This is a genomic window from Herbaspirillum sp. VT-16-41, from assembly GCF_001994935.1.
Classification (GTDB): domain Bacteria; phylum Pseudomonadota; class Gammaproteobacteria; order Burkholderiales; family Burkholderiaceae_D; genus Herbaspirillum; species Herbaspirillum frisingense.
The window spans coordinates 91,421-109,883 of the sequence record NZ_MUXB01000168.1 but is presented as its reverse complement, the minus strand read 5'-3'; the positions used below and the strand labels follow the sequence as shown (position 1 = coordinate 109,883).

The 18,463-nt window shown below is 63.1% G+C and carries 16 protein-coding genes and 1 tRNA gene; 8 read left to right on the top strand and 9 right to left on the bottom strand.

The features are described from left to right. Positions 1-55: 55 nt before the first annotated feature. The 3 genes from BTM36_RS24970 to BTM36_RS24960 are packed head-to-tail and all read left to right on the top strand — an operon-like array spanning position 56 to position 3,755. Entirely contained in the window at positions 56-1,126 is a 1,071-nt protein-coding gene (locus tag BTM36_RS24970) for a microcin C ABC transporter permease YejB (protein ID WP_077238404.1), read from the top strand. Continuing rightward, positions 1,123-2,169, top strand: a complete 1,047-nt coding sequence (locus BTM36_RS24965; protein WP_077238370.1) for an ABC transporter permease — start codon at positions 1,123-1,125, stop codon at positions 2,167-2,169. The genes BTM36_RS24970 and BTM36_RS24965 overlap by 4 nt, the downstream gene beginning before the upstream one ends. Continuing rightward, complete coding sequence (locus tag BTM36_RS24960; protein WP_006464344.1) at positions 2,166-3,755, top strand: ABC transporter ATP-binding protein; 1,590 nt, start codon at positions 2,166-2,168, stop codon at positions 3,753-3,755. Before BTM36_RS24965 ends, BTM36_RS24960 begins: the two co-directional genes overlap by 4 nt. A 158-nt stretch (positions 3,756-3,913) precedes the next feature. On the opposite strand, the gene BTM36_RS24955 is transcribed toward BTM36_RS24960, so the two are convergent. Then, positions 3,914-5,446, bottom strand: coding sequence for a transglycosylase SLT domain-containing protein (locus tag BTM36_RS24955; protein ID WP_006464343.1), 1,533 nt, complete (start codon positions 5,444-5,446; stop codon positions 3,914-3,916). A gap of 342 nt (positions 5,447-5,788) precedes the next feature. Next, a complete protein-coding gene (gloB, locus tag BTM36_RS24950; protein ID WP_077238369.1) occupies positions 5,789-6,583 on the bottom strand; it encodes a hydroxyacylglutathione hydrolase in 795 nt (264 codons plus the stop codon). Positions 6,584-6,645: 62 nt separating this feature from the next. Here gloB and BTM36_RS24945 point away from each other — a divergent pair, with 62 nt between their 5' ends. From BTM36_RS24945 to BTM36_RS24925, 5 genes are all read left to right on the top strand, one after another. Further along, a complete protein-coding gene (locus BTM36_RS24945; protein WP_077238368.1) occupies positions 6,646-7,440 on the top strand; it encodes a class I SAM-dependent methyltransferase in 795 nt (264 codons plus the stop codon). Between the two features lie 76 nt (positions 7,441-7,516). Next, the gene (gene rnhA, locus BTM36_RS24940; protein WP_077238367.1) at positions 7,517-7,951 is read left to right on the top strand and encodes a ribonuclease HI; all 435 of its coding nucleotides are present in this window, start codon (positions 7,517-7,519) and stop codon (positions 7,949-7,951) included. Positions 7,952-8,010: 59 nt separating this feature from the next. Continuing rightward, complete coding sequence (gene dnaQ, locus BTM36_RS24935) at positions 8,011-8,745, top strand: DNA polymerase III subunit epsilon (RefSeq protein WP_006464339.1); 735 nt, start codon at positions 8,011-8,013, stop codon at positions 8,743-8,745. Positions 8,746-8,902: 157 nt separating this feature from the next. After that, a tRNA-Val gene (locus BTM36_RS24930) sits at positions 8,903-8,977 on the top strand. A 129-nt stretch (positions 8,978-9,106) separates the two neighbouring features. Further along, positions 9,107-10,516, top strand: coding sequence for a DUF2130 domain-containing protein (locus tag BTM36_RS24925; protein WP_077238366.1), 1,410 nt, complete (start codon positions 9,107-9,109; stop codon positions 10,514-10,516). Between the two features lie 39 nt (positions 10,517-10,555). Here the strand turns inward: BTM36_RS24925 and xylB are convergent, their stop codons facing one another. The 7 genes from xylB to BTM36_RS24890 all read right to left on the bottom strand — a co-directional run bounded on the left by xylB (position 10,556) and on the right by BTM36_RS24890 (position 18,388). Next, a complete protein-coding gene (xylB, locus tag BTM36_RS24920; RefSeq protein ID WP_077238365.1) occupies positions 10,556-12,043 on the bottom strand; it encodes a xylulokinase in 1,488 nt (495 codons plus the stop codon). Between the two features lie 29 nt (positions 12,044-12,072). Further along, complete coding sequence (locus BTM36_RS24915; RefSeq protein ID WP_077238364.1) at positions 12,073-12,954, bottom strand: AraC family transcriptional regulator; 882 nt, start codon at positions 12,952-12,954, stop codon at positions 12,073-12,075. Continuing rightward, the gene (locus BTM36_RS24910; protein WP_077238363.1) at positions 12,890-14,110 is read right to left on the bottom strand and encodes an ABC transporter ATP-binding protein; all 1,221 of its coding nucleotides are present in this window, start codon (positions 14,108-14,110) and stop codon (positions 12,890-12,892) included. Before BTM36_RS24910 ends, BTM36_RS24915 begins: the two co-directional genes overlap by 65 nt. Positions 14,111-14,112: 2 nt before the next feature. Beyond that, positions 14,113-15,150, bottom strand: coding sequence for an NAD(P)-dependent alcohol dehydrogenase (locus BTM36_RS24905; protein WP_077238362.1), 1,038 nt, complete (start codon positions 15,148-15,150; stop codon positions 14,113-14,115). A gap of 8 nt (positions 15,151-15,158) precedes the next feature. Further along, positions 15,159-15,971 (bottom strand): carbohydrate ABC transporter permease, encoded by an 813-nt coding sequence (locus BTM36_RS24900; protein WP_077238361.1) that lies wholly within the window; start codon positions 15,969-15,971, stop codon positions 15,159-15,161. After that, positions 15,959-16,837 carry a carbohydrate ABC transporter permease gene (locus tag BTM36_RS24895; protein ID WP_077238360.1) on the bottom strand — a complete coding sequence of 293 codons (879 nt, stop codon included), beginning with the start codon at positions 16,835-16,837 and terminating at the stop codon, positions 15,959-15,961. The genes BTM36_RS24900 and BTM36_RS24895 overlap by 13 nt, the downstream gene beginning before the upstream one ends. Positions 16,838-17,116: 279 nt before the next feature. Further along, the gene (locus BTM36_RS24890) at positions 17,117-18,388 is read right to left on the bottom strand and encodes a sugar ABC transporter substrate-binding protein (protein ID WP_077238359.1); all 1,272 of its coding nucleotides are present in this window, start codon (positions 18,386-18,388) and stop codon (positions 17,117-17,119) included. Between the last annotated feature and the right edge of the window lie 75 nt (positions 18,389-18,463).

Here is an 18,463-nt window from a genome sequence, read left to right as displayed (position 1 = left end):
TGAAGCACGCAACGATGTCCGGCCAGGCCGGTCTTGAACGAGGATGCCTGCAGTCATGAATATCTGGTCCTACATTTTGAAACGGGTGCTGTTGATGATCCCCACGCTCTTCGGCGTGGTCGCCATCACCTTTGCCGTGATCCAGTTCGTACCGGGTGGCCCGGTGGAACAGGCCATGCTGGAGATGAAAGGCCGTGGCGGCGGCGGTGAGGCCTCCGGCGGTGGCGCCGCCAGCGGTGCCTCGGCCTATCGCGGCCGGCAGGGCATCGACGAACAACGCATCGAGGAAATCAAGAAACTCTACGGTTTCGACAAGCCCCCGGTAGAGCGCTTCTGGCGCATGCTCAAGGGCTTCCTCACCTTCGACCTGGGCAAGAGCTTCTACCACCATGGCGATGTCTGGACCCTGGTCAAATCCAAGCTGCCGGTCTCCATCAGCATCGGCCTGTGGACCTTCTTCCTGAGTTACCTGATCTCGGTGCCGCTGGGTATCGCCAAGGCGGTGCGCGAGGGCAGCCGTTTCGATGTCGCCACTACCGGCCTGGTGCTGGTCGGCTATTCCATTCCCGGCTTCGTGCTGGGGGTGTTCCTGCTGGTGGTGTTCGCCGGCGGCAGTTTCGTGCAGTGGTTCCCGCTGCGGGGACTGACCTCGGACAACTGGGCCAGCCTGTCGCTGGTGGGCAAGGTCACCGACTATCTCTGGCATATCACGCTGCCGGTGGCGGCCTCGGTGATCGGCGCCTTTGCGGTCATCACCATGCTGACCCGCAATACCTTCCTCGAAGAAATCCGCAAGCAGTACGTCCTGACCGCACGGGCCAAGGGACTCTCCGAGCGCAAGGTGCTCTACAAGCACGTCTTCCGCAACGCGCTGATCCCGCTGGTGACCGGTTTCCCCTCGGCCTTCATCGCTTCCTTCTTCGCCGGCAGCCTCCTGATCGAGACCCTGTTCTCGCTGGACGGCATGGGTCTGCTGGCCTATGAATCGGCGATCCGGCGAGACTATCCGGTGGTGATGGGCACGCTCTATCTGTTTACGCTCATTGGCCTGGTGGTCAAGCTGCTGGGCGACCTCTGCTATGTGTGGGCCGACCCGCGCGTTCAATTCGAAAGCCTGGCGAAATGAGCATGACCCCTTCCTTGGCCCCGTCCATCTCGCCCAGCCGCCGCATCTGGCTGCGCTTTTGCGCCGACCGTACCGGTTACTGGAGCCTGGTGCTGTTTTCCATCCTGTTCGTGCTGAGCCTGGGCGCGGAACTGATCTCCAACGACAAGCCGCTGGTGGCCGGCTACCAGGGCAAGCTGATGTTCCCGATGCTGCAGGATTATTCGGACAAGAGCTTCGGCGGTGATTTCGATTCACCGGCCGACTATCTCGATCCCTTCATCGAGCAGCAATTCCACAAGGACGGCAACTGGGTCATCTACCCGCCCAATCGCTACAGCTACAACACGCTGAACTACTTCGCAAAGCAGCCCAACCCGGCCGAACCCTCCGGCGAGAACTGGCTGGGTACCGATGATCGCGGACGCGATGTGTTTGCCCGTCTGCTCTACGGCTTCCGGGTGTCGGTACTGTTCGGCATGGCGCTGACCTTCATCGGCGTGGTGCTGGGTGTGGCCGCAGGTGCCGTGCAGGGCTACTTCGCCGGGCGCACCGACCTGATCACCCAGCGCCTGCTGGAAATCTGGGGCTCCATGCCGGAGCTCTACCTGCTGATCATCTTTTCCTCGATCTTCCAGCCCAGCCTGGGGCTGCTGCTGGTGTTGCTGTCGCTGTTCGGCTGGATGAGCCTGTCGGATTATGTGCGCGCCGATTTCCTGCGCAACCGCAATCTCGAATATGTGCAAGCTGCCCGCGCCCTGGGCTTGCCGGACCGCCTGATCATCTGGCGTCACGTCCTGCCCAATAGCATGACGACGGTGGTGACCTTCCTGCCCTTCCGCATGAGCGCGGCCATCCTGGCACTGACCAGCCTGGACTTCCTCGGCCTGGGCGTGCCACCTTCCACACCCAGCCTGGGCGAGCTGCTGGCGCAGGGCAAGAACAATCTCGATGCGTGGTGGATCGCGCTGTCCACCTTCGTGGTGCTGACCGTGACCCTGCTGCTGCTGACCAATATCGGCAATGCCCTGCGCAATGCCCTGGATGTGCGGAGGAAGGCATGAGCGGCCCCCTGCTGGAAGTGAAGGACCTGACGGTGCGCTTCGGCGACGCCGTGGTGGTGGACCGCGTCAGTTTTTCCATTGCCCCTGGCGAGAAGTTCGCGCTGGTGGGGGAGTCGGGTTCCGGCAAGACCGTCTCCTCGCTGGCGGTGCTGCAACTGAACCAGGATGCGCGCTATGAGGGCAGCATCCTGCTCGACGGCCAGGACGTGCTGCAGAAGAGCGAGCGCCAGATGCAACAGGTGCGCGGCAACGATGTGGCGATGATCTTCCAGGAGCCGATGACGGCCCTGAACCCGCTCTTCACCATCGGCAACCAGATTGCCGAGGTGTTGATGCACCACGAAGCCATCGACGCCCGCGAGGCCGCCCGGCGTGCCGTAGCCTTGCTGGAAAAGACTGGCATCCCGGAGCCGGCGCGCCGGGCGCTGTCCTACCCGCACGAGCTCTCGGGCGGCCAGCGCCAGCGCGCCATGATCGCCATGGCCCTGGCCTGCAAGCCCAAGCTGCTCATTGCCGATGAACCGACCACGGCGCTGGATGTGACCATCCAGGTGCAGATCCTGGCCCTGCTGAACCAGTTGCAGCGCGAGGAAAACATGGCCGTGCTGATCATTTCGCACGACTTGAACCTGGTGCGCCATTTCGCCGACCGAGTGGGCGTGATGGAGAAAGGCAAACTGGTGGAAAGTGCCAGCGTGCCCGAACTGTTCGCCAACCCCCAGCAACCGTACACGCGCAAGCTGCTGCAAAGCCGGCCGCAGCGCAATGCCGCCGATGTCCCCGGGGACGCGCCGGTGGTGTTGCAGGCCGAGAAATTGCGCTGCACCTACCAGATCAAGCAGGGCTGGTTCGCCAAGCGCGCCTTCCATGCGGTCGACGGTATCGACCTGCAATTGCGGCGCGGCGAGACCCTCGGCATCGTCGGTGAATCCGGTTCCGGCAAGTCCACGCTGGGGATGGCCCTGCTGCGGCTGTCGCCGGCCAGCGTGGCGGGCAGCATCCGATTTGACGGCGTGCCCATCTCCGAGCGCAGCAGTCGCGACCTGCGGCCCTTGCGCGCGCGCATGCAGGTGGTGTTCCAGGACCCGTTCGCCTCGCTCTCGCCACGCCGTACCGTGGAGCAGATCGTCGGCGAAGGCCTGGCCCTGCATCATCCCGGCCAGAGCCTCGAACAGCAGCGCCAGGCGATCGTCGCCGCGCTGGAAGAGGTGGGCCTGACGGCGGCGGTGCTGGAACGTTATCCCCACGAATTCTCCGGCGGCCAGCGCCAGCGCATCGCCATTGCCCGCGCGCTGGTGCTGCAGCCGGAACTGCTGCTGCTGGATGAACCGACCTCGGCGCTGGATGTGACCGTGCAGCAGCAGGTCTTGCAATTGCTGGCCGACCTGCAGCGCCGACATGGCCTGGCCTATCTCTTCATCACCCATGATCTGGCGGTGGTGCAGGCCATGGCGCATCAGGTGATCGTGATGAAGGACGGCAAGGTGGTCGAGAGTGGTGATACCGCCGAGGTACTGCAACGACCGCAGCAGGAATACACGCGTCGCCTGGTGGCGGCCGCCACCTACGCCGAAGCGGCGGGCTGACGCGGCGATCACACCCCAAAAAAAGAAAACCCGAAGTCCGGATCAGCTCCGGGGCTTCGGGTTCATACGGACTACCGTTGTTTTTCTTTTCTCGTGCTTGAGGCGCGTTTTTGTTATGGGCGGTCAAGCCGCCCGGGTCTCCTCCGGCATCCTCCGGATTATTGCTTGCGTGCGCCGTTGCCCGAGGCCAGGGTGAGCGGCTTGCCGGCCACCTTGCGGGCTGGCGCCGGCGCGGCCTTGCGTACCGGTGCCTTGGCGGCAGCGACCTGGCGGCGCACCGGTGCAGCACGATGATTGGCGGCGACCCGTGTGGGCGCGGCATGCGCGGCCACATTGGGGACGTGCAACTGCAGGCTCTGGCCGGCGGCCAGGGTGTCGCGCTTCAAGCCATTCCATTCCTTGATCTGTGCCACGCTCACACGATAGCGACCGGCGATGCCGGCCAGGGTGTCGCGCTTGCCGGCCTTGACGTAGATGCGGCGGGTTTCCGGCGCATCCGGAGCAATGGCCAGGCGGGCGTTGTCGGCGATTTCCGGGGTCAGGTCGGTATCGAGCGCAGCGGTTTCCTCGGTCTTGGGCACGAGGATGGTGGAGCCGGCCTTGAGAACCATGCGCGGCGGAATCTGGTTGACGCTGCGGATCACTTCAGGGGTCGTGCCGAACTTGCTGGCGATGGTCTCGATGCGCTCGCGGGCGCTGGAGACGGTGTGTGCGGTCCAGGTCGAGAAGGCCTGGGTCCACTTGGACATGTTGGCCTTGAACTTCTCGGCATTGCTTTCCGGCAGGAGGATCTTGGTGTCTTCGCCGCCGATGATGACCGGGCGGTTGAACTGCGGATTGAGCGCCTTGAATTCGTCCAGCGACAGCTCGGCCAGTTGCGCTGCAACCTTGACGTCGATGTTGCGGGTCTTGCCGATGGTCACGAAGTAGGGCTGGTTATCGACCTTGGGCAGGGCGATGTCGAAGCTGGCCGGGTTGGCGATGATGTTCTTGACCGCCTGCAGCTTGGGCACGTAGTTGCGGGTCTCATTGGGCATCTGCGCCGACAGTGTGTTGAAGTCGATCGGCAGGCCGGCGGCCAGGTTGCGGTTCACGGCGCGCTGCACCGAGCCTTCGCCCCAGTTATAGGCGGCCAGCGCCAGTTGCCAGTCGCCAAACATGCCGTAGAGCTTCTGCAGGTAGGTCAGCGCTGCATCGGTCGAGGCCAGCACGTCGCGGCGCTCGTCGGTGAACATGTTCTGCTTGAGGTTGTAGTCGCGCCCGGTGGAGGGGATGAACTGCCACATGCCGGCCGCCTTGGCGGTAGACAATGCCTCCGGATTGAAGGCCGATTCGATGAAGGGCAGCAGCGCCAGTTCGGTTGGCATGCCGCGCTTTTCCAGCTCCTGCACCACATGGAACAGATAGCGAGAAGCGCGCACCGTGGTGCGCTGGATGTAGTCGGGACGGGAGCTGTACCACTGGGTCTGGCTCTCCACCAGTGCATTGTCCAGATCAGGAATCCCGAAGCCCTTGCGAATGCGTGTCCAGATGTCGATGTCGTTCATCCCCGGCAGGGCATTGCCGGCCAGTTCGGGATTGATCGCATTGAAGGGAGCGGGGTAGATCGAGATATCGTTGGCGTAGGAGAGCAGCGGGGTGCCAGCGCAGAACAGGGCGGCAATGGCAAGTTGTTTCAAAGTACGCTGCATGTGGGCGATATCCTGTGCCAGAGGCAAAAGTTTGCGTGCGGCGCTTCCGTTGCAGAGCTGTGATTGAAGCTCGACACCTCCTGCCGGCGGGATCCGGATCAGTCCGATCACGGTCGCGTGCAGGTTGACGGTAATGCAAGGTCGGAAGCTGCGAGTTTCCCCGGCGTGGTGCAGGGAGGACACCGGTTCGTAAAAAATCGTAAAAACGCTGGTGCCCAAATTGGGGAATTGGAGGAGTGTACGGAAGACCCTTTTTCGCAGTCAAGTAAAAATTGGTCCCTGTTACAAAGCCAAGTCCTTGATTTGCAGGGAATTGCGCCCTAATTTTCCCCCAACGTCGGTCTATCTGTAGGTATTTTTCCATTCGCGCAGCGCTGCAAAGCTGCTAACTTCGTCCAACTGCGCCAAACGGCCCGCCTTCTGCAAGGAATGCTGGATTTCCGGCGAGCTCGCCCGCAGGAAAGGATTGGTCTCGCGCTCCAGCCCGATGGTGCTGGGCACGGTAGGCAGACCTTGCTCACGGCGGGCGCGCTCGCGCACGATGCGGGCCGCCAGCTCGGCATTGCCCGGTTCCACCTCGGCGGCGAACTTCAGGTTCGACAGGGTGTACTCGTGGGCGCAGTAGACCTGGGTGGCGGCGGGCAGGTCGGCCAGTTTCCCGAGAGAATCCAGCATCTGCTGCGGACTGCCCTCGAACAGCCGGCCGCATCCCCCGGCAAAGAGCGTATCGCCACAGAAGAGCATCTGCTGCTGCGCGGTGTAGTAGGCGATGTGACCCAGGGTATGACCCGGCACCTCGATGACCTCCAGTTGCAAGCCCAGTGCGGCGATGTTGATCTGTTCGTTCCCGTGCAGCGGGACGGTGATCCCCTTGATGCGGGATTGTTCACGTGCTGGACCATAAACCGGAACGACAGGGAAGTCGTCACTCACCGCCTGCCTCGCCAGCTCGACCACGCCGCCGACATGGTCAGCATGGTGATGAGTCAGTAGAATAGCGGCCAACGTCAGGCCTTCGGCCTGCAATGCGGCCAGTACGGGCGTGGCATCGCCGGGATCGACCACGGCGGCGTAGCGCCCGTCGTGGATGATCCACAGGTAGTTGTCGTCGAACGCCGGTACGGCCAGGACGTCCAATGAAGTTTTCTGATCTGCTTGAGCTGGCTTGGCTGGCTGGGTCATGAGGCGCGAAAGAAGAGATGGCTGACAAGGCTGAACATGCCCACAATGCTGGCAATCCCGAAATTATAGACCTGGCCACCTGGTTGCAGACGCCCATCGGCAATTACCTGCGCCAGTGGGAGCAGCACCATCTCAATGCCTTGACGGCCGACATCTTCGGTTTCAACGCGGTGCAGATCGGCTCTCCGCAGATCCACGCCCTGCAGGCCAACCGCATGCCGTATCGCTGGCTGGCCGACAAGCACATGCCGGTGGAAGGTCAATCCGAGCTGGAAGTGCCGCAGGTCGTCACACCCGACTTCGGCGAACTGCCCTTCGCCAGCCAGAGCCTGGACCTGGTGGTGCTGCCGCACGTACTGGAGTTCGCCGCCGAGCCGCACCAGGTGTTGCGCGAGGTAGAGCGTGTGCTGATTCCGGAAGGGCAGGTCATCATCTGCGGCTTCAACCCCAGCAGCCTGTGGGGCATGCGCCAGGCAGCGGGGCGCCTGACCGGCGCGCACTTCCTGCCGCAGGACGGCGAATTCATCCGCCTGCCGCGCCTGAAGGACTGGCTCAAGCTGCTGAACATGGAAGTCAACCGCGGCCACTTCGGTTGCTACGCCCCGCCTTGCGAGACCAGCCAGTGGCTGGACCGCTTCGGTTTCATGGAAAAGGCGGGTGACCGCTGGTGGCCCTACTTCGGTGCGGTCTATATCGTGCAGGCGATCAAGCGCGTCCCCGGCATGCGCCTGATCGGCCCGGCCCTGCAGCGGCAGAAACTGAAGGCGCCGCGTGGCGTGCCGGTGACCAATCGCATTCACAAGACTGACTGACACCGACAAAACCGGCTGGTGCTGCGCGATCAGGTATCATCGCGACCCGCCCACCCGAGCAAATAGATGGAAGAGCATGGACAAAGTAGAGATTTATTCCGATGGCGCCTGCAAGGGCAATCCTGGTCGTGGTGGCTGGGGCGCGTTGCTGGTGGCTGGTGGACAGGAGAAGGAAATCTTTGGTGGCGAGCCCAACACCACCAATAACCGCATGGAGCTGATGGCGGTGATCCAGGCGCTCAATGCCTTGAAGCGCCCCTGCGAAGTCGTGGTGCATACCGACAGCCAGTACGTGCAGAAGGGTATCAGTGAATGGATCCACGGCTGGAAGGCACGCGGCTGGAAGACCGCCAGCAAGGAACCGGTCAAGAACGCCGACCTGTGGCAGGCGCTGGACGCCGCCCAGCAGCAGCACCAGGTGGAATGGCGCTGGGTACGCGGCCACAACGGCCACGCCGGCAATGAGCGCGCCGACCAGCTGGCCAACCGCGGTGTGGACAGCATCCGGTAGGCGACCCTCCTTCGATTTTCAGTACACTCGTATCAGCATCAACACCAGCAGGAGCAAGCATGCGTCAGATCATTCTCGATACCGAAACCACGGGCCTTTCGCCGCGCAACGGCAACCGCATCCTGGAAATCGGTTGCGTGGAAGTGCTCAACCGTCAGTTGTCGGGCAAGAACCTGCACTTCTACATCAACCCCGAGCGTGACTCCGAAGAAGGTGCGCTGGCCGTCCACGGCCTGACCACCGAATTCCTGGCCGACAAGCCGACCTTCAAGCAGATCGCCGCCGAGTTCCTGGACTATGTGCGCGGCGCCCAGATCATCATCCACAACGCTCCCTTCGACGTCGGCTTCCTGGATGCCGAACTGGCCCTGCTGGGCTTGCCGCCCTTCAAGGAGCACATCGCCGACGTGGTGGACTCGCTGCAGATGGCCAAGGAGCTGCACCCTGGTCGTCGTAATTCGCTCGATGCGCTGTGTGACCGTTATGGCATTTCCAACGCTCACCGCGTTCTGCACGGCGCCTTGCTGGATGCGGAACTGCTGGCCGAGGTCTATCTCTCCATGACGCGAGGCCAGAACTCGCTGACCATGGACCTTGGCACGGAGGAAGAAGTCAGCGCCGGTGACGGCAAGCTGGAACTGGCCCCGCTGTCCGAGGTGATCGTGCTGGCCGCCAGCGAAGACGAACTGGCCCTGCACGAAGATGTGCTCAATCAGCTGGACAAGGAAGCCCGCGGCAGTTGCGTCTGGCGCTTCGAACCGCCGCCACCCGAGGCCGCCGCCGAAGCCGCCTGAGCCGGCGAAGCTGGCCACAGAATGTGGCCGGACTGCCTGCAGGATTTTGCATGGCGATAAAAATGAAGAATTATTTACCAAGCGCTTGCGCACCGTGAAAAAGATTGGCATAATCTTGTCTCTCGATTGGCGCTGCAGTAAAAAGCCGGTCAGGTACGGAAGGTTAGCTCAGTGGTAGAGCACTGCATTCACACTGCAGGGGTCGCAAGTTCAAACCTTGCACTTTCCACCAAATTCAGAAAAGCCCGCCTAGTGCGGGCTTTTCGCTTTCCTGCTTCCGTTTTCCATTTTCCCTTCATCGCCCCCATTCGCTATCCGTTAAGCTAGCGGGCATTCGGAAAGTACAAGGAAACGAACCCTCATGCACGACATCATCTGCCCCCACTGCGGAAAAGCCTTCAAGATCGACGAAGCCGGTTATGCCGACATCCTGAAGCAGGTTCGTGACAGCGCCTTCGAGCAGCAATTGCATGAACGTCTGGAACTGGCCGAGCAGGACAAGCGCAACGCCATTGAACTGGCCCGCGCCCGGGCCGAGGGCGAGCTGCAGAAGGCCGCCGCCGCCCGTGATGCCGAAATCCAGGAATTGAAGGCTCGCCTGGAGGCCGGCGAGCTTGCCCAGAAGATGGCTGTGGCCGAGGCCATGGCCAATGTAGAAAGAGAACGTGACCGGCTGGCCCATGACCTGGAGCAGGCGAAAAAGGAAAAGCTGTCCGACCTGCAACTGGCCGAGGCCCGCCTGGCCCAGCAACTGCAGCAGACCGTCAGCGAAAAGGATGCCGAGATCCAGGCGCTCAAAGCCAGGATGGAATCCATTGCCATCACCCAGAAACTGGCCGTCAACGAAGCGGTCGGCGTGGTGGAAAAAGAGCGTGATGAACTCAAGAGCAGCCTGGTGCGCGCCGAACTGGAAAAGCAGCTGGCCGAGAAATCACTGAAGGACAAATACGAAACTCAGATCAAGGACCGCGAAGACATGATCGAGCGCCTGCGTGACATGAAGGCGCGGCTCTCCACCAAGATGGTCGGCGAAACCCTGGAGCAGCACTGCGAGACCGAGTTCAATCGTATCCGTGCCACTGCCTTCCCGCGCGCCTACTTCGAGAAGGACAACGATGCCCGCAGCGGCAGCAAGGGCGACTACATCTTCCGCGATACGGACGAGGCGGGTACCGAGATCGTCTCCATCATGTTCGAGATGAAGAACGAGAGCGATCGTACCGCCACCAAGAACCGCAACGAAGACTTCCTCAAGGAACTGGACAAGGACCGCCAGGAAAAAGGCTGCGAATACGCCGTCCTGGTCTCGCTGCTGGAACCTGAGAGCGAGCTGTACAACACCGGCATCGTCGATGTCTTCCACCGCTACCCGAAGATGTACGTGGTCCGCCCGCAGTTCTTCATTCCCATCATCACCCTGCTCAGGAATGCTGCACTCAATTCCTTGAAGTACAAGACCGAGCTGGCGCTGGTGAAGGCGCAGAACATCGACATTACCAACTTCGAATCCGAACTCGATACCTTCAAGGCCGCCTTCGCCAAGAACTACGACCTGGCGTCGCGCCGCTTCCAGACCGCGATAGAGGAAATCGACAAGTCCATCGACCATCTGCAGAAGACCAAGGAAGCCCTGCTCGGCACCGACCGCAACCTGCGCTTGGCCAACGACAAGGCGCAGGATGTCACGATCAAGCGGCTCACGCGGGGTAATCCGACCATGGCAGGGAAGTTTGCGGATCTGAAAAAGGACGGCTCCGATAGTGAGCAGTGATGCCTAGGAGCGGATCTTCGCCTCTACTTGCTGGCATGCCTAAGTTCGCACTGCCGTGAAGGTAGAAAATGCATCCCGCAACGCTGCATACAGACTCCGATACTGCTGCAATCTATGGGCTATCTGGGTCTGTTTTGTGAGGTCGGGTTGATACACTTCCAGAATCTCCGGCGCCACGCAGACTTTCGCCACATCCTCCCCCCTATGCGCCAGGCGCCCCAAGCGCGCTGCCCCCAGTGCTGCGCCGACTTCCGCCCCCGCATGTCGCCGCAAGGGAATCCCCAGCGCCGTGGCACACAACTCCCCCCAGAATGCACTGCGCGATCCGCCGCCGACGAGGGCGGCGCTCTGCAGCACGGTACCCGCCGCCTGCAGCGCTGCATAACCATCCGCCATGGCAAAGGCCACACCCTCCATCACGGCATAGGCCAGGTGGGCGGCGTCGTGCGCCGGTGTCATGCCGAACAGCACTCCCTTGGCATTGGCATCGTTGTGCGGGGTGCGTTCGCCGTTCAGATAGGGCAGGAAGATCGGCGCCTGTGCCTGTTGCGTCGCGCTCAGGTGTTCGGCACCGGCGACCAGTTCGGCCACCTCGCGACCGACCACGCCGGACAGCCAATGCAGGCTGGCAGCGGCTGACAGGATCACGCTCATCTGGTGCCATTGCCCGGGCAGGCAGTGGCAGAAGGCATGCACGCCCTGTTGCGGGTTGGGGGCGTGCCGCGCGGTGGCGGCAAACAGGACGCCCGAACTACCCAGCGAGAGGAAGGCGTCGCCCGCCTGGATCACGCCGATGCCCACGGCGCTGGCGGCATTGTCACCGGCGCCGCCGGCCACCACCACCGGGCCGTCGATGCCCCATTCGCGGCGCAATTCCTCGCGTAGCTGGCCGGCCACGGCGCTGCCTTCCACCAGGCGCGGCATGTGGCTGCGGTCCAGTCCGGTGGCGGCGAGCATGCGCTCGGACCAGTCGCGTCGCGCCACGTCCAGCCAGAGCGTGCCGGCCGCGTCCGACATCTCGGAGACAAACTCGCCGGTCAGCTTCCAGCCCAGGTAATCCTTGGGCAGCAAGACCTTGTCGATGGCACGGTAGACCGCCGGTTCGTACTTCGACAGCCACAGCAGCTTGGGCGCGGTAAAGCCGGGCATGGCGCGATTGCCGGTGATGAGGGCGGCGTCTGGCACCAGTGCTTCCAGCTCCACGCACTCGGCGTGGGCGCGCATGTCGTTCCACAGGATGGCCGGGCGCAGGACGTTGCCGTTGCGGTCCAGCAGGGTGGCGCCATGCATCTGGCCGGAGATGCCGATGCCGCGCAGCGCCGAGAAGGCCTGCGCGGCATCGGTGCGCAGCGCGGCGATGGCGTCCTGCGTGGCGTTCCACCACGATTGCGGCGCCTGTTCTGACCACAGCGGGTGCGGGTTGTCCACGCGCAGCCTGGCGCCGGTGGTGGCGATGACGCGGGAGTCGTCGTCGGTGAGGACGAGCTTCACTTCGGAAGTGCCGAGGTCGATGCCCAGATAGCTCAAATCAATTTCCTTTGCTTGCGGAGTAGGGGTCAGGCCACTGCCCGGACGTCGTCATTGAGCCGGTGCAGCGAGCGGAAACGCGAGGGCGGCATGCCCTTGCAGGCCAGGAACTGGCGATTGAAATTGGATAGGTTGTTGAAGCCCACCCGGTAGCACACCTCGGTCACGCTCAGTTCGGTACACATCAGCAGTTCGCAGGCTTCGTTCAGGCGCAGGCCGTTCTGGTACTGGATGAAGGTGCAGCCTGTATGGCGCTTGAAGAAGCGGGTAAAACTGCTCACGCTCATGCCGGCCAGCTCGGCCACATCTGTCTCGCGCAGGTTGCCGCCCAGATTCTGGCGGATATAGGACAACACCTGGTTGATGGTGGACGACATGTGGCGCTGGGCATTGAGGTCGTAACCCGGGCCGGCCAGCGGCCTGCGCTCGGGGCAGGACGCCAGTTGTTCCAGCACCGACATCATCAGCACCACGCGTCGTGCACCACTGGCCTGTGCCAGTTCCTGCATCAGCGGCGTGATCGATATCCCCAACGCATCGGGAAACTGCAGACCACGCGCTGCGCCATCGAGCAGTTCCTGCAAGGGGGCCAGTTCGGGAATGGCGCCCACCATGCGCTCGACGAAGGGGCGCGAGAACTGCAGCACCAGATCGCGCCCCGCCAGGTGCTGATCCGGCCCCAGGTTGCTGACCCAGTTGTGCGGCAGGTTGGGGCCGGTCAGCACCAGGTTGCCGGGGCCGAAATCGTCGATGCAATCGCCCACGAAGAACTTGCCGCTGGAGGCGGTGATGACGTGGATTTCATATTCGGGATGGAAGTGCCATTTGGCCACCGTGTGCGGGTAGTCATGCACCCAGGCCCTGAACGATTCGTCCTGGCGGGTATGCACCAGTTCCAGATCCGGACTCATGCTTGGTCTCCTTGCCATGCGGGCCGTCGTCATGCCAGGGGGCCGGCAGGGTGCCCTCGGGCAGCGACAGGTTCTCTCCGCTTGCTACATCGAACACATGCAGGTCATGCTGATCGAAGGCCAGTGTCAGCGGCGCGCCCGTTTGCGGCAGGCGCTCGGCAGGGACCAGTGCGGTCAGCGTCTCTTCGCCGCAGCGGGTGGTCAGCAGTGCGTCGGCACCGAGAATCTCGACCAGTTCCACGCTGACCGGGCAGGTCAGGCTGGCGGCTGTGTCCCGCTGGCCGGCAATGCGGACGTAGTCGGGACGTATCGCCAACTTTACCGCCATTCCATGGCGCAGGCGTGAAAACCTTTCACCTTTGAGTGTCCAGCGCTGACGGGCTGTGTCGATGACCACGTCCTGATCTTGTCTCTGCACCACGCCCGAGAGGAAGTTCATCGCCGGAGTGCCGATGAAGCCGGCCGCAAACAGGTTGCGCGGGTAGCGGTAGAGCTCGGCCGGGCTGCCGGCCTGGACGATGCGGCCCTCCTGCATCAGGACCACGCGATCGGCCAGGGTCATCGCCTCCAGCTGGTCGTGGGTGACGTAGACAGTGGTGGTGCGCAGGCGCTGGTGCAGGCGCTTGATGTCGCCGCGCAACTGGGCACGCAGCTTGGCATCCAGGTTCGACAGCGGTTCGTCGAACAGGAACACCGAGGGCGTCTTGATGATCGCTCGGGCAATCGCAGCGCGCTGCTGCTGGCCGCCGGACATGGCGCGCGGCTTGCGTTCCAGCAGGGTGTCCAGGTTCAGCATGGCGGCCACCTCGCGCACCCGGCGGTCGATCTCGGCGGCCGGTCGCTTGAGCCGCCGCAGGCCGAAGGCGATGTTGTCGTAGACATTCATGTGCGGGTAGAGCGCATAGTTCTGGAACACCATGGCCACGTTGCGATCCCGCGCCGGCAGCGCGTTGACTACCTGGCCGCCGATGGCGAGGGTGCCGCCGGAGATGTCTTCCAGGCCGGCGATCATGCGCAGCATGGTGGATTTGCCGCAGCCGGAAGGGCCTAGCAGGACCACGAATTCACCGTCGCCGATATGCAGGTCCAGCGGGTGCAGCACCGGCGGGCCACCGGCATAGTGCTTGGCCAGTCCCTGGCAGTGGATGTCAGCCATGGTCAGCCTTCCATCTCGATCTGGATCTTGACGTCCTGGGGACGTCCGCTGGCGGCTTCCTCGAAGGCGCGGATGCTTTGCGAGAAGGGGAATTTGCGTGAAATAAAAGGCTTCACATTGATCATGCCGGAGCTGATCAATGCCAGCGCCCTGGGGAAGATATTGGCATAGCGGAAGACCGATTCCAGCCGCACTTCCTTGGTCTGCATGGCCACCACGTCCAGCGCCACCGGTTCCGGCGGCATGCCCACCAGCACCGCGCAGCCGCCCGGGCAGACCAGGTCCATCAGGCTCTGATAGACTCCGCCATGGCCGGAGGCCTCGAACACCACATCCGCGCCCCAGTCGCCGGTGAGCTGGCGCACTACGTCCACCAGCGAATGTTGCGACACATCGACCGTGGTGACGGCACGGTTGCCGGCGAAGTGCGCCAGTTTCTCCGCCACCACGTCGGCCAGGATCACCCGCGCCGCGCCGCCGGCCAGGGCAGCCAGGGCCGTCATCGCACCGATGGTGCCGGCGCCGATCACCACGGCGGTGTCGCCCGGTTTCATGCGCGCCTTGGTAGCGGCTTGCAGACCGATGGACAGCGGTTCGACGATGGCGCCCTCGGCGAAGCTGACATTGTCCGGCAGGCGATAGGTGAAGGCGGCGGGATGCACCACGCTACCGGTCAGGCAGCCATGGATCGGCGGCGTGGCCCAGAAGCGTACCGCCGGGTCGAGGTTGTACAGGCCGCGCAGCGTGGCCGGCGAATCCAGGCGCGGGATGCCCGGCTCCATGCAGACGCGGTCGCCCACCTTCAAATGGGTGACCTCGGCCCCGACCTCGGCTACCGTGCCGGAGGCTTCATGGCCCAGCACCATCGGCGCTTCCACCTTGAAGGGGCCGATGCTGCCGTGGGTGTAGTAATGCAGGTCGCTGCCGCAGATGCCCACGGTATGGATGCGGATGCGTACATCCTGCGGTCCCACCTGTTGCGGCAGGTCGATTTCGCGCAGCTTCAGTTCGCGGGTGGCTTCGAGTACGAGGGCTTGCATGGGGTCTCCTATTTTGCTTTGAGCATGGAATTCAACAGCCGGCTCAATACGCCGACGAAGATCAGGGGCGGTAGCGCCAGCAGCACGGTAGAGGCATTGATCACGCCCCACGGCACTTCCTGGCCCATCGAGGTAAAGGCCGAGGCCACCACCGGCAGGGTGGCGCTGGCCGACGAGGTCAGGGCCAGGGCGATCATCAGCTCGTTCCAGACCAGCACGAAGCTGAAGATGATCCCGCCCAGCAGGGTGCCGGCGCAATTGGGCAGGGCGATCTTCCAGAACACGGCATAGGGGCCGTAGCCGTCGAGGGTGGCGGCTTCCTCGATCTCGCGCGGCATGCGCTGGAACACCGGGATCGACAGCCAGGTGATGGTCGAGAGCGTGGTCAGCAGATAGGTCACGATCATCGAGAAGCGCGTGTCGTACAGACCCAGGTCGACCCAGATCGCAATGAGCGGGATGGCCACCGCCACTGGCGGCAGGAAGCGCAGCGACAGCAGGAAGAACTGGATATCGCGCTTGCCCGGCACGTGATAGCGGGCAATCACATAGGCCGCCGGTACGCCCATGAGCGTGCCCAGCAGTACCGCGCTGCCGACGATGACGGCGCTGTTGGTCAGGCCGGTCAACACTTCCGGGCTGCCGATGACCTGCTGGTAATTCTCCAGCGTGGGCGTAAAGAGGAAGCGCGGCGTGGGTGTGACGATGTCCAGCAGCGTCTTGAGCGAATTGAGCAGCGCCCACAGCAGCGGGAACAGCGCCACCAACACCAGCAGGATACCTACGCCCCAGACGGCGCAGCGTGCGATCAGTCTTCCCATTTGCTCACCCGCTTCCAGATCAGGGTAAAGATCAGCGTGGTCGCCACCATCATCAGTACTGCCATGGTGGAGGCATACGAGACCTTGCCGGACAGCCCGATCCCTTGCGCATAGGCATACATGTCCAGCGTCTCGGTGGTGACGCCGGGGCCGCCCTTGGTCATCACGTAGATCAGGTCGAAGGAACGCAGCGACTCCACCATCTTGATGAAGACCAGGCTCATCAGTGGGGCCTTCAGCATCGGCAGGGCAATGTAGGCGTACACCTGCCAGGTGCGGGCATAGTCCAACCTGGCCGCTTCCAGTGGTTCAGGGGGGAGCGTTTCCAGCAGCTTCAACACGATCACGGCGAAGAACAGGCCCCATTGCCAGATATCGACCAGCGCCACGGCGTACAGCGCCATCACCGGGTCGGACAGGAAGGCCGTGTCATGGATGCCCACCAGTCCCAGCAGCCAGCCCAGGATGCCGGTCAGCGGCGAATACATGAACTTCCAGATAAAGGCCGCCGACACCCGGGGCAGCAGTACCGGCGTGATCAGCAGCACGCACATGGCGTGCCGCCACTTGCCGTGGACGTTTTCGAAGAGATAGATGGCGATGAGCACACCCGCCACCACGGCGCCGAGCACGGTCACCACTTCCCAGATCGCCGAGACTTCGATGGCGTTGAGGAAGCGCCGGTCCGACAGCAGCCTTTCCACATTGCGCAGCCAGACATAGTCGCTGTCGGGATAGCGCAGCACGCGGTTCTTCAGGGCCAGATTGATGGCCGCCACCGTCGGCACCAGGCCCAGCACCAGCATCACCAGCAGCGAGGGCCCCAGGAACAGGTAGGGTAGCGAGGTCTTTCCACGATTGAACATGCAGGACTCCGGAAGCCGCCGCGACCCAAGGATAGGGCCTCGGCGGTGACTTCTTCTAAGCGAGGCGTAGCGTCGGCGCCACGCCAGTACGTTCCGATTCCTTGGCGACCGTTCGTCCTGAGTAGGCCCGCAGGGCCGTATCGAAGGCGCGCGGTGTCTGCGCCAGTCGTGCAAGTTCAGCAAAGAACCGGCGACAAGTACAGTTGCGCCTTCGATACGCGGCCATGCCGCTACTCAGTCCGAACGGTGCTCGGGGTGGGATCGAGGTTTGGCTTGCCGCTATTTGCGCGCATGTTCCATGGCATCCTGCGCATATTGCGCAGCATCGTTGAGCGCGCGAGGAATGTCCTTCTGCGTGCCGGTGAACACTTCCTCCAGCGCCACGCCCAGGTTGTCGCCGATGTCCGGCCATTGCGGGCTGGGCCAAATGGTCAGCTTGGAGACCGGGGTGGTGTCCTTCAGACCGGCCAGGATCTGCGGCTTGACGTTCTTCTGGAAGTAGTCGCTCTGGACGGTGCTGTTGCGGTTGTAGTCACTGAAGACCTTTTCGCGCAGGCGGGCCTGTTCCTGTTCCTTGCCGGTGGCGAAGGCGATGAACTTGCCGGCTGCCTGGCGCGTGCATTCATCCTTGGCGCCGACGGCCGAGATGGCCAGGCCGTGGCCATAGGCGGCAGAGGGCAGGGGAGCAGGCGGACGGGCGTAACCTACCTTGTCGGCCACGCTGGACTTGCTGCTGTCTTCCATCCAGTCGGCAAAGGGCGTGGACTCGATCATGAAGGCCACCTTGCCGGAGCGGAAGGCTTCCAGCGCGTTGCTCCAGTCGTAGGTGGCCGCGCCCGGTGGCGCGTACTTGAAGAGTTCGGCATAGAGCTGCGTGGCCTTCACTGCCGCTGGCGAATTGAAGGCCGGCTGGTTGTTCTTGTCGGTCCAGCTGCCGCCCTGGGCCAGCATGAAAGGCGCCCAGCGCCACACGTTCATGCCCGAGCCGCGCTGGCCGCGTGCCACCCAGCCATAGACATTGGGCGGGGAATGCAGCTTCTTGATGTCGGCCACCAGTTCGTCCAGCGTGCGCGGTACCGGCAGGCCGGCCTTCTCCAGCAGGTCGCGGCGATAGAAGAGGAAGTCCGAGCCGCCGATCAGCGGCGCGAAGTAGGCCACATCCTTGTAGCTGGCCACGGCACGGCGGCCGGGCAGGAAGTCGTCATAGTCGGCTTCCTTGGGGAAATACTTCAGCAGCGGCACGATCCACCCGGCCGAGGCGAATTCGGCCACGTTGGCCTCATCGACGTAGTAGACCTGATACGAACCGGCCTTGGTAGAGGCATCCAGGCGCGACTTGGCGCGACGGTCGTTCTCGCCGAAGTAGCTGATCTCGACGCGGGTACCGCTGCGCTTCTGGTAATCGGCCAGCGATTTTTCCATCACGGTCAGTCCCAGACTCTTCTGGGCCAGCACCTTCAGCACGGGGACGTTGCAGGACTGCGCCGATACCGACAGCGGCAGCGCAGCACCAAGGACGGCGCACGCAGCGCCCAAGTAGAACCTGTTCACGATTTGTCTCCTGATATTTTTTATCGATCACCTGTCACGTGTCTCGGCGTGCGCGCAACCGCATCGGGGAACATA

Coding starts and splice junctions, on each gene's coding strand:
- BTM36_RS24965 (WP_077238370.1), top strand. CDS start 1,123: ATGAGCATGACCCCTTCCTTGGCCCCGTCCATCTCGCCCAGCCGCCGC.
- BTM36_RS24905 (WP_077238362.1), bottom strand. CDS start 15,150: ATGCAAGCCCTCGTACTCGAAGCCACCCGCGAACTGAAGCTGCGCGAA.
- BTM36_RS24925 (WP_077238366.1), top strand. CDS start 9,107: ATGCACGACATCATCTGCCCCCACTGCGGAAAAGCCTTCAAGATCGAC.
- BTM36_RS24970 (WP_077238404.1), top strand. CDS start 56: ATGAATATCTGGTCCTACATTTTGAAACGGGTGCTGTTGATGATCCCC.
- BTM36_RS24945 (WP_077238368.1), top strand. CDS start 6,646: ATGGCTGACAAGGCTGAACATGCCCACAATGCTGGCAATCCCGAAATT.
- BTM36_RS24915 (WP_077238364.1), bottom strand. CDS start 12,954: ATGAGTCCGGATCTGGAACTGGTGCATACCCGCCAGGACGAATCGTTC.
- BTM36_RS24895 (WP_077238360.1), bottom strand. CDS start 16,837: ATGTTCAATCGTGGAAAGACCTCGCTACCCTACCTGTTCCTGGGGCCC.
- dnaQ (WP_006464339.1), top strand. CDS start 8,011: ATGCGTCAGATCATTCTCGATACCGAAACCACGGGCCTTTCGCCGCGC.
- rnhA (WP_077238367.1), top strand. CDS start 7,517: ATGGACAAAGTAGAGATTTATTCCGATGGCGCCTGCAAGGGCAATCCT.
- BTM36_RS24955 (WP_006464343.1), bottom strand. CDS start 5,446: ATGCAGCGTACTTTGAAACAACTTGCCATTGCCGCCCTGTTCTGCGCT.
- BTM36_RS24960 (WP_006464344.1), top strand. CDS start 2,166: ATGAGCGGCCCCCTGCTGGAAGTGAAGGACCTGACGGTGCGCTTCGGC.
- BTM36_RS24900 (WP_077238361.1), bottom strand. CDS start 15,971: ATGGGAAGACTGATCGCACGCTGCGCCGTCTGGGGCGTAGGTATCCTG.
- BTM36_RS24910 (WP_077238363.1), bottom strand. CDS start 14,110: ATGGCTGACATCCACTGCCAGGGACTGGCCAAGCACTATGCCGGTGGC.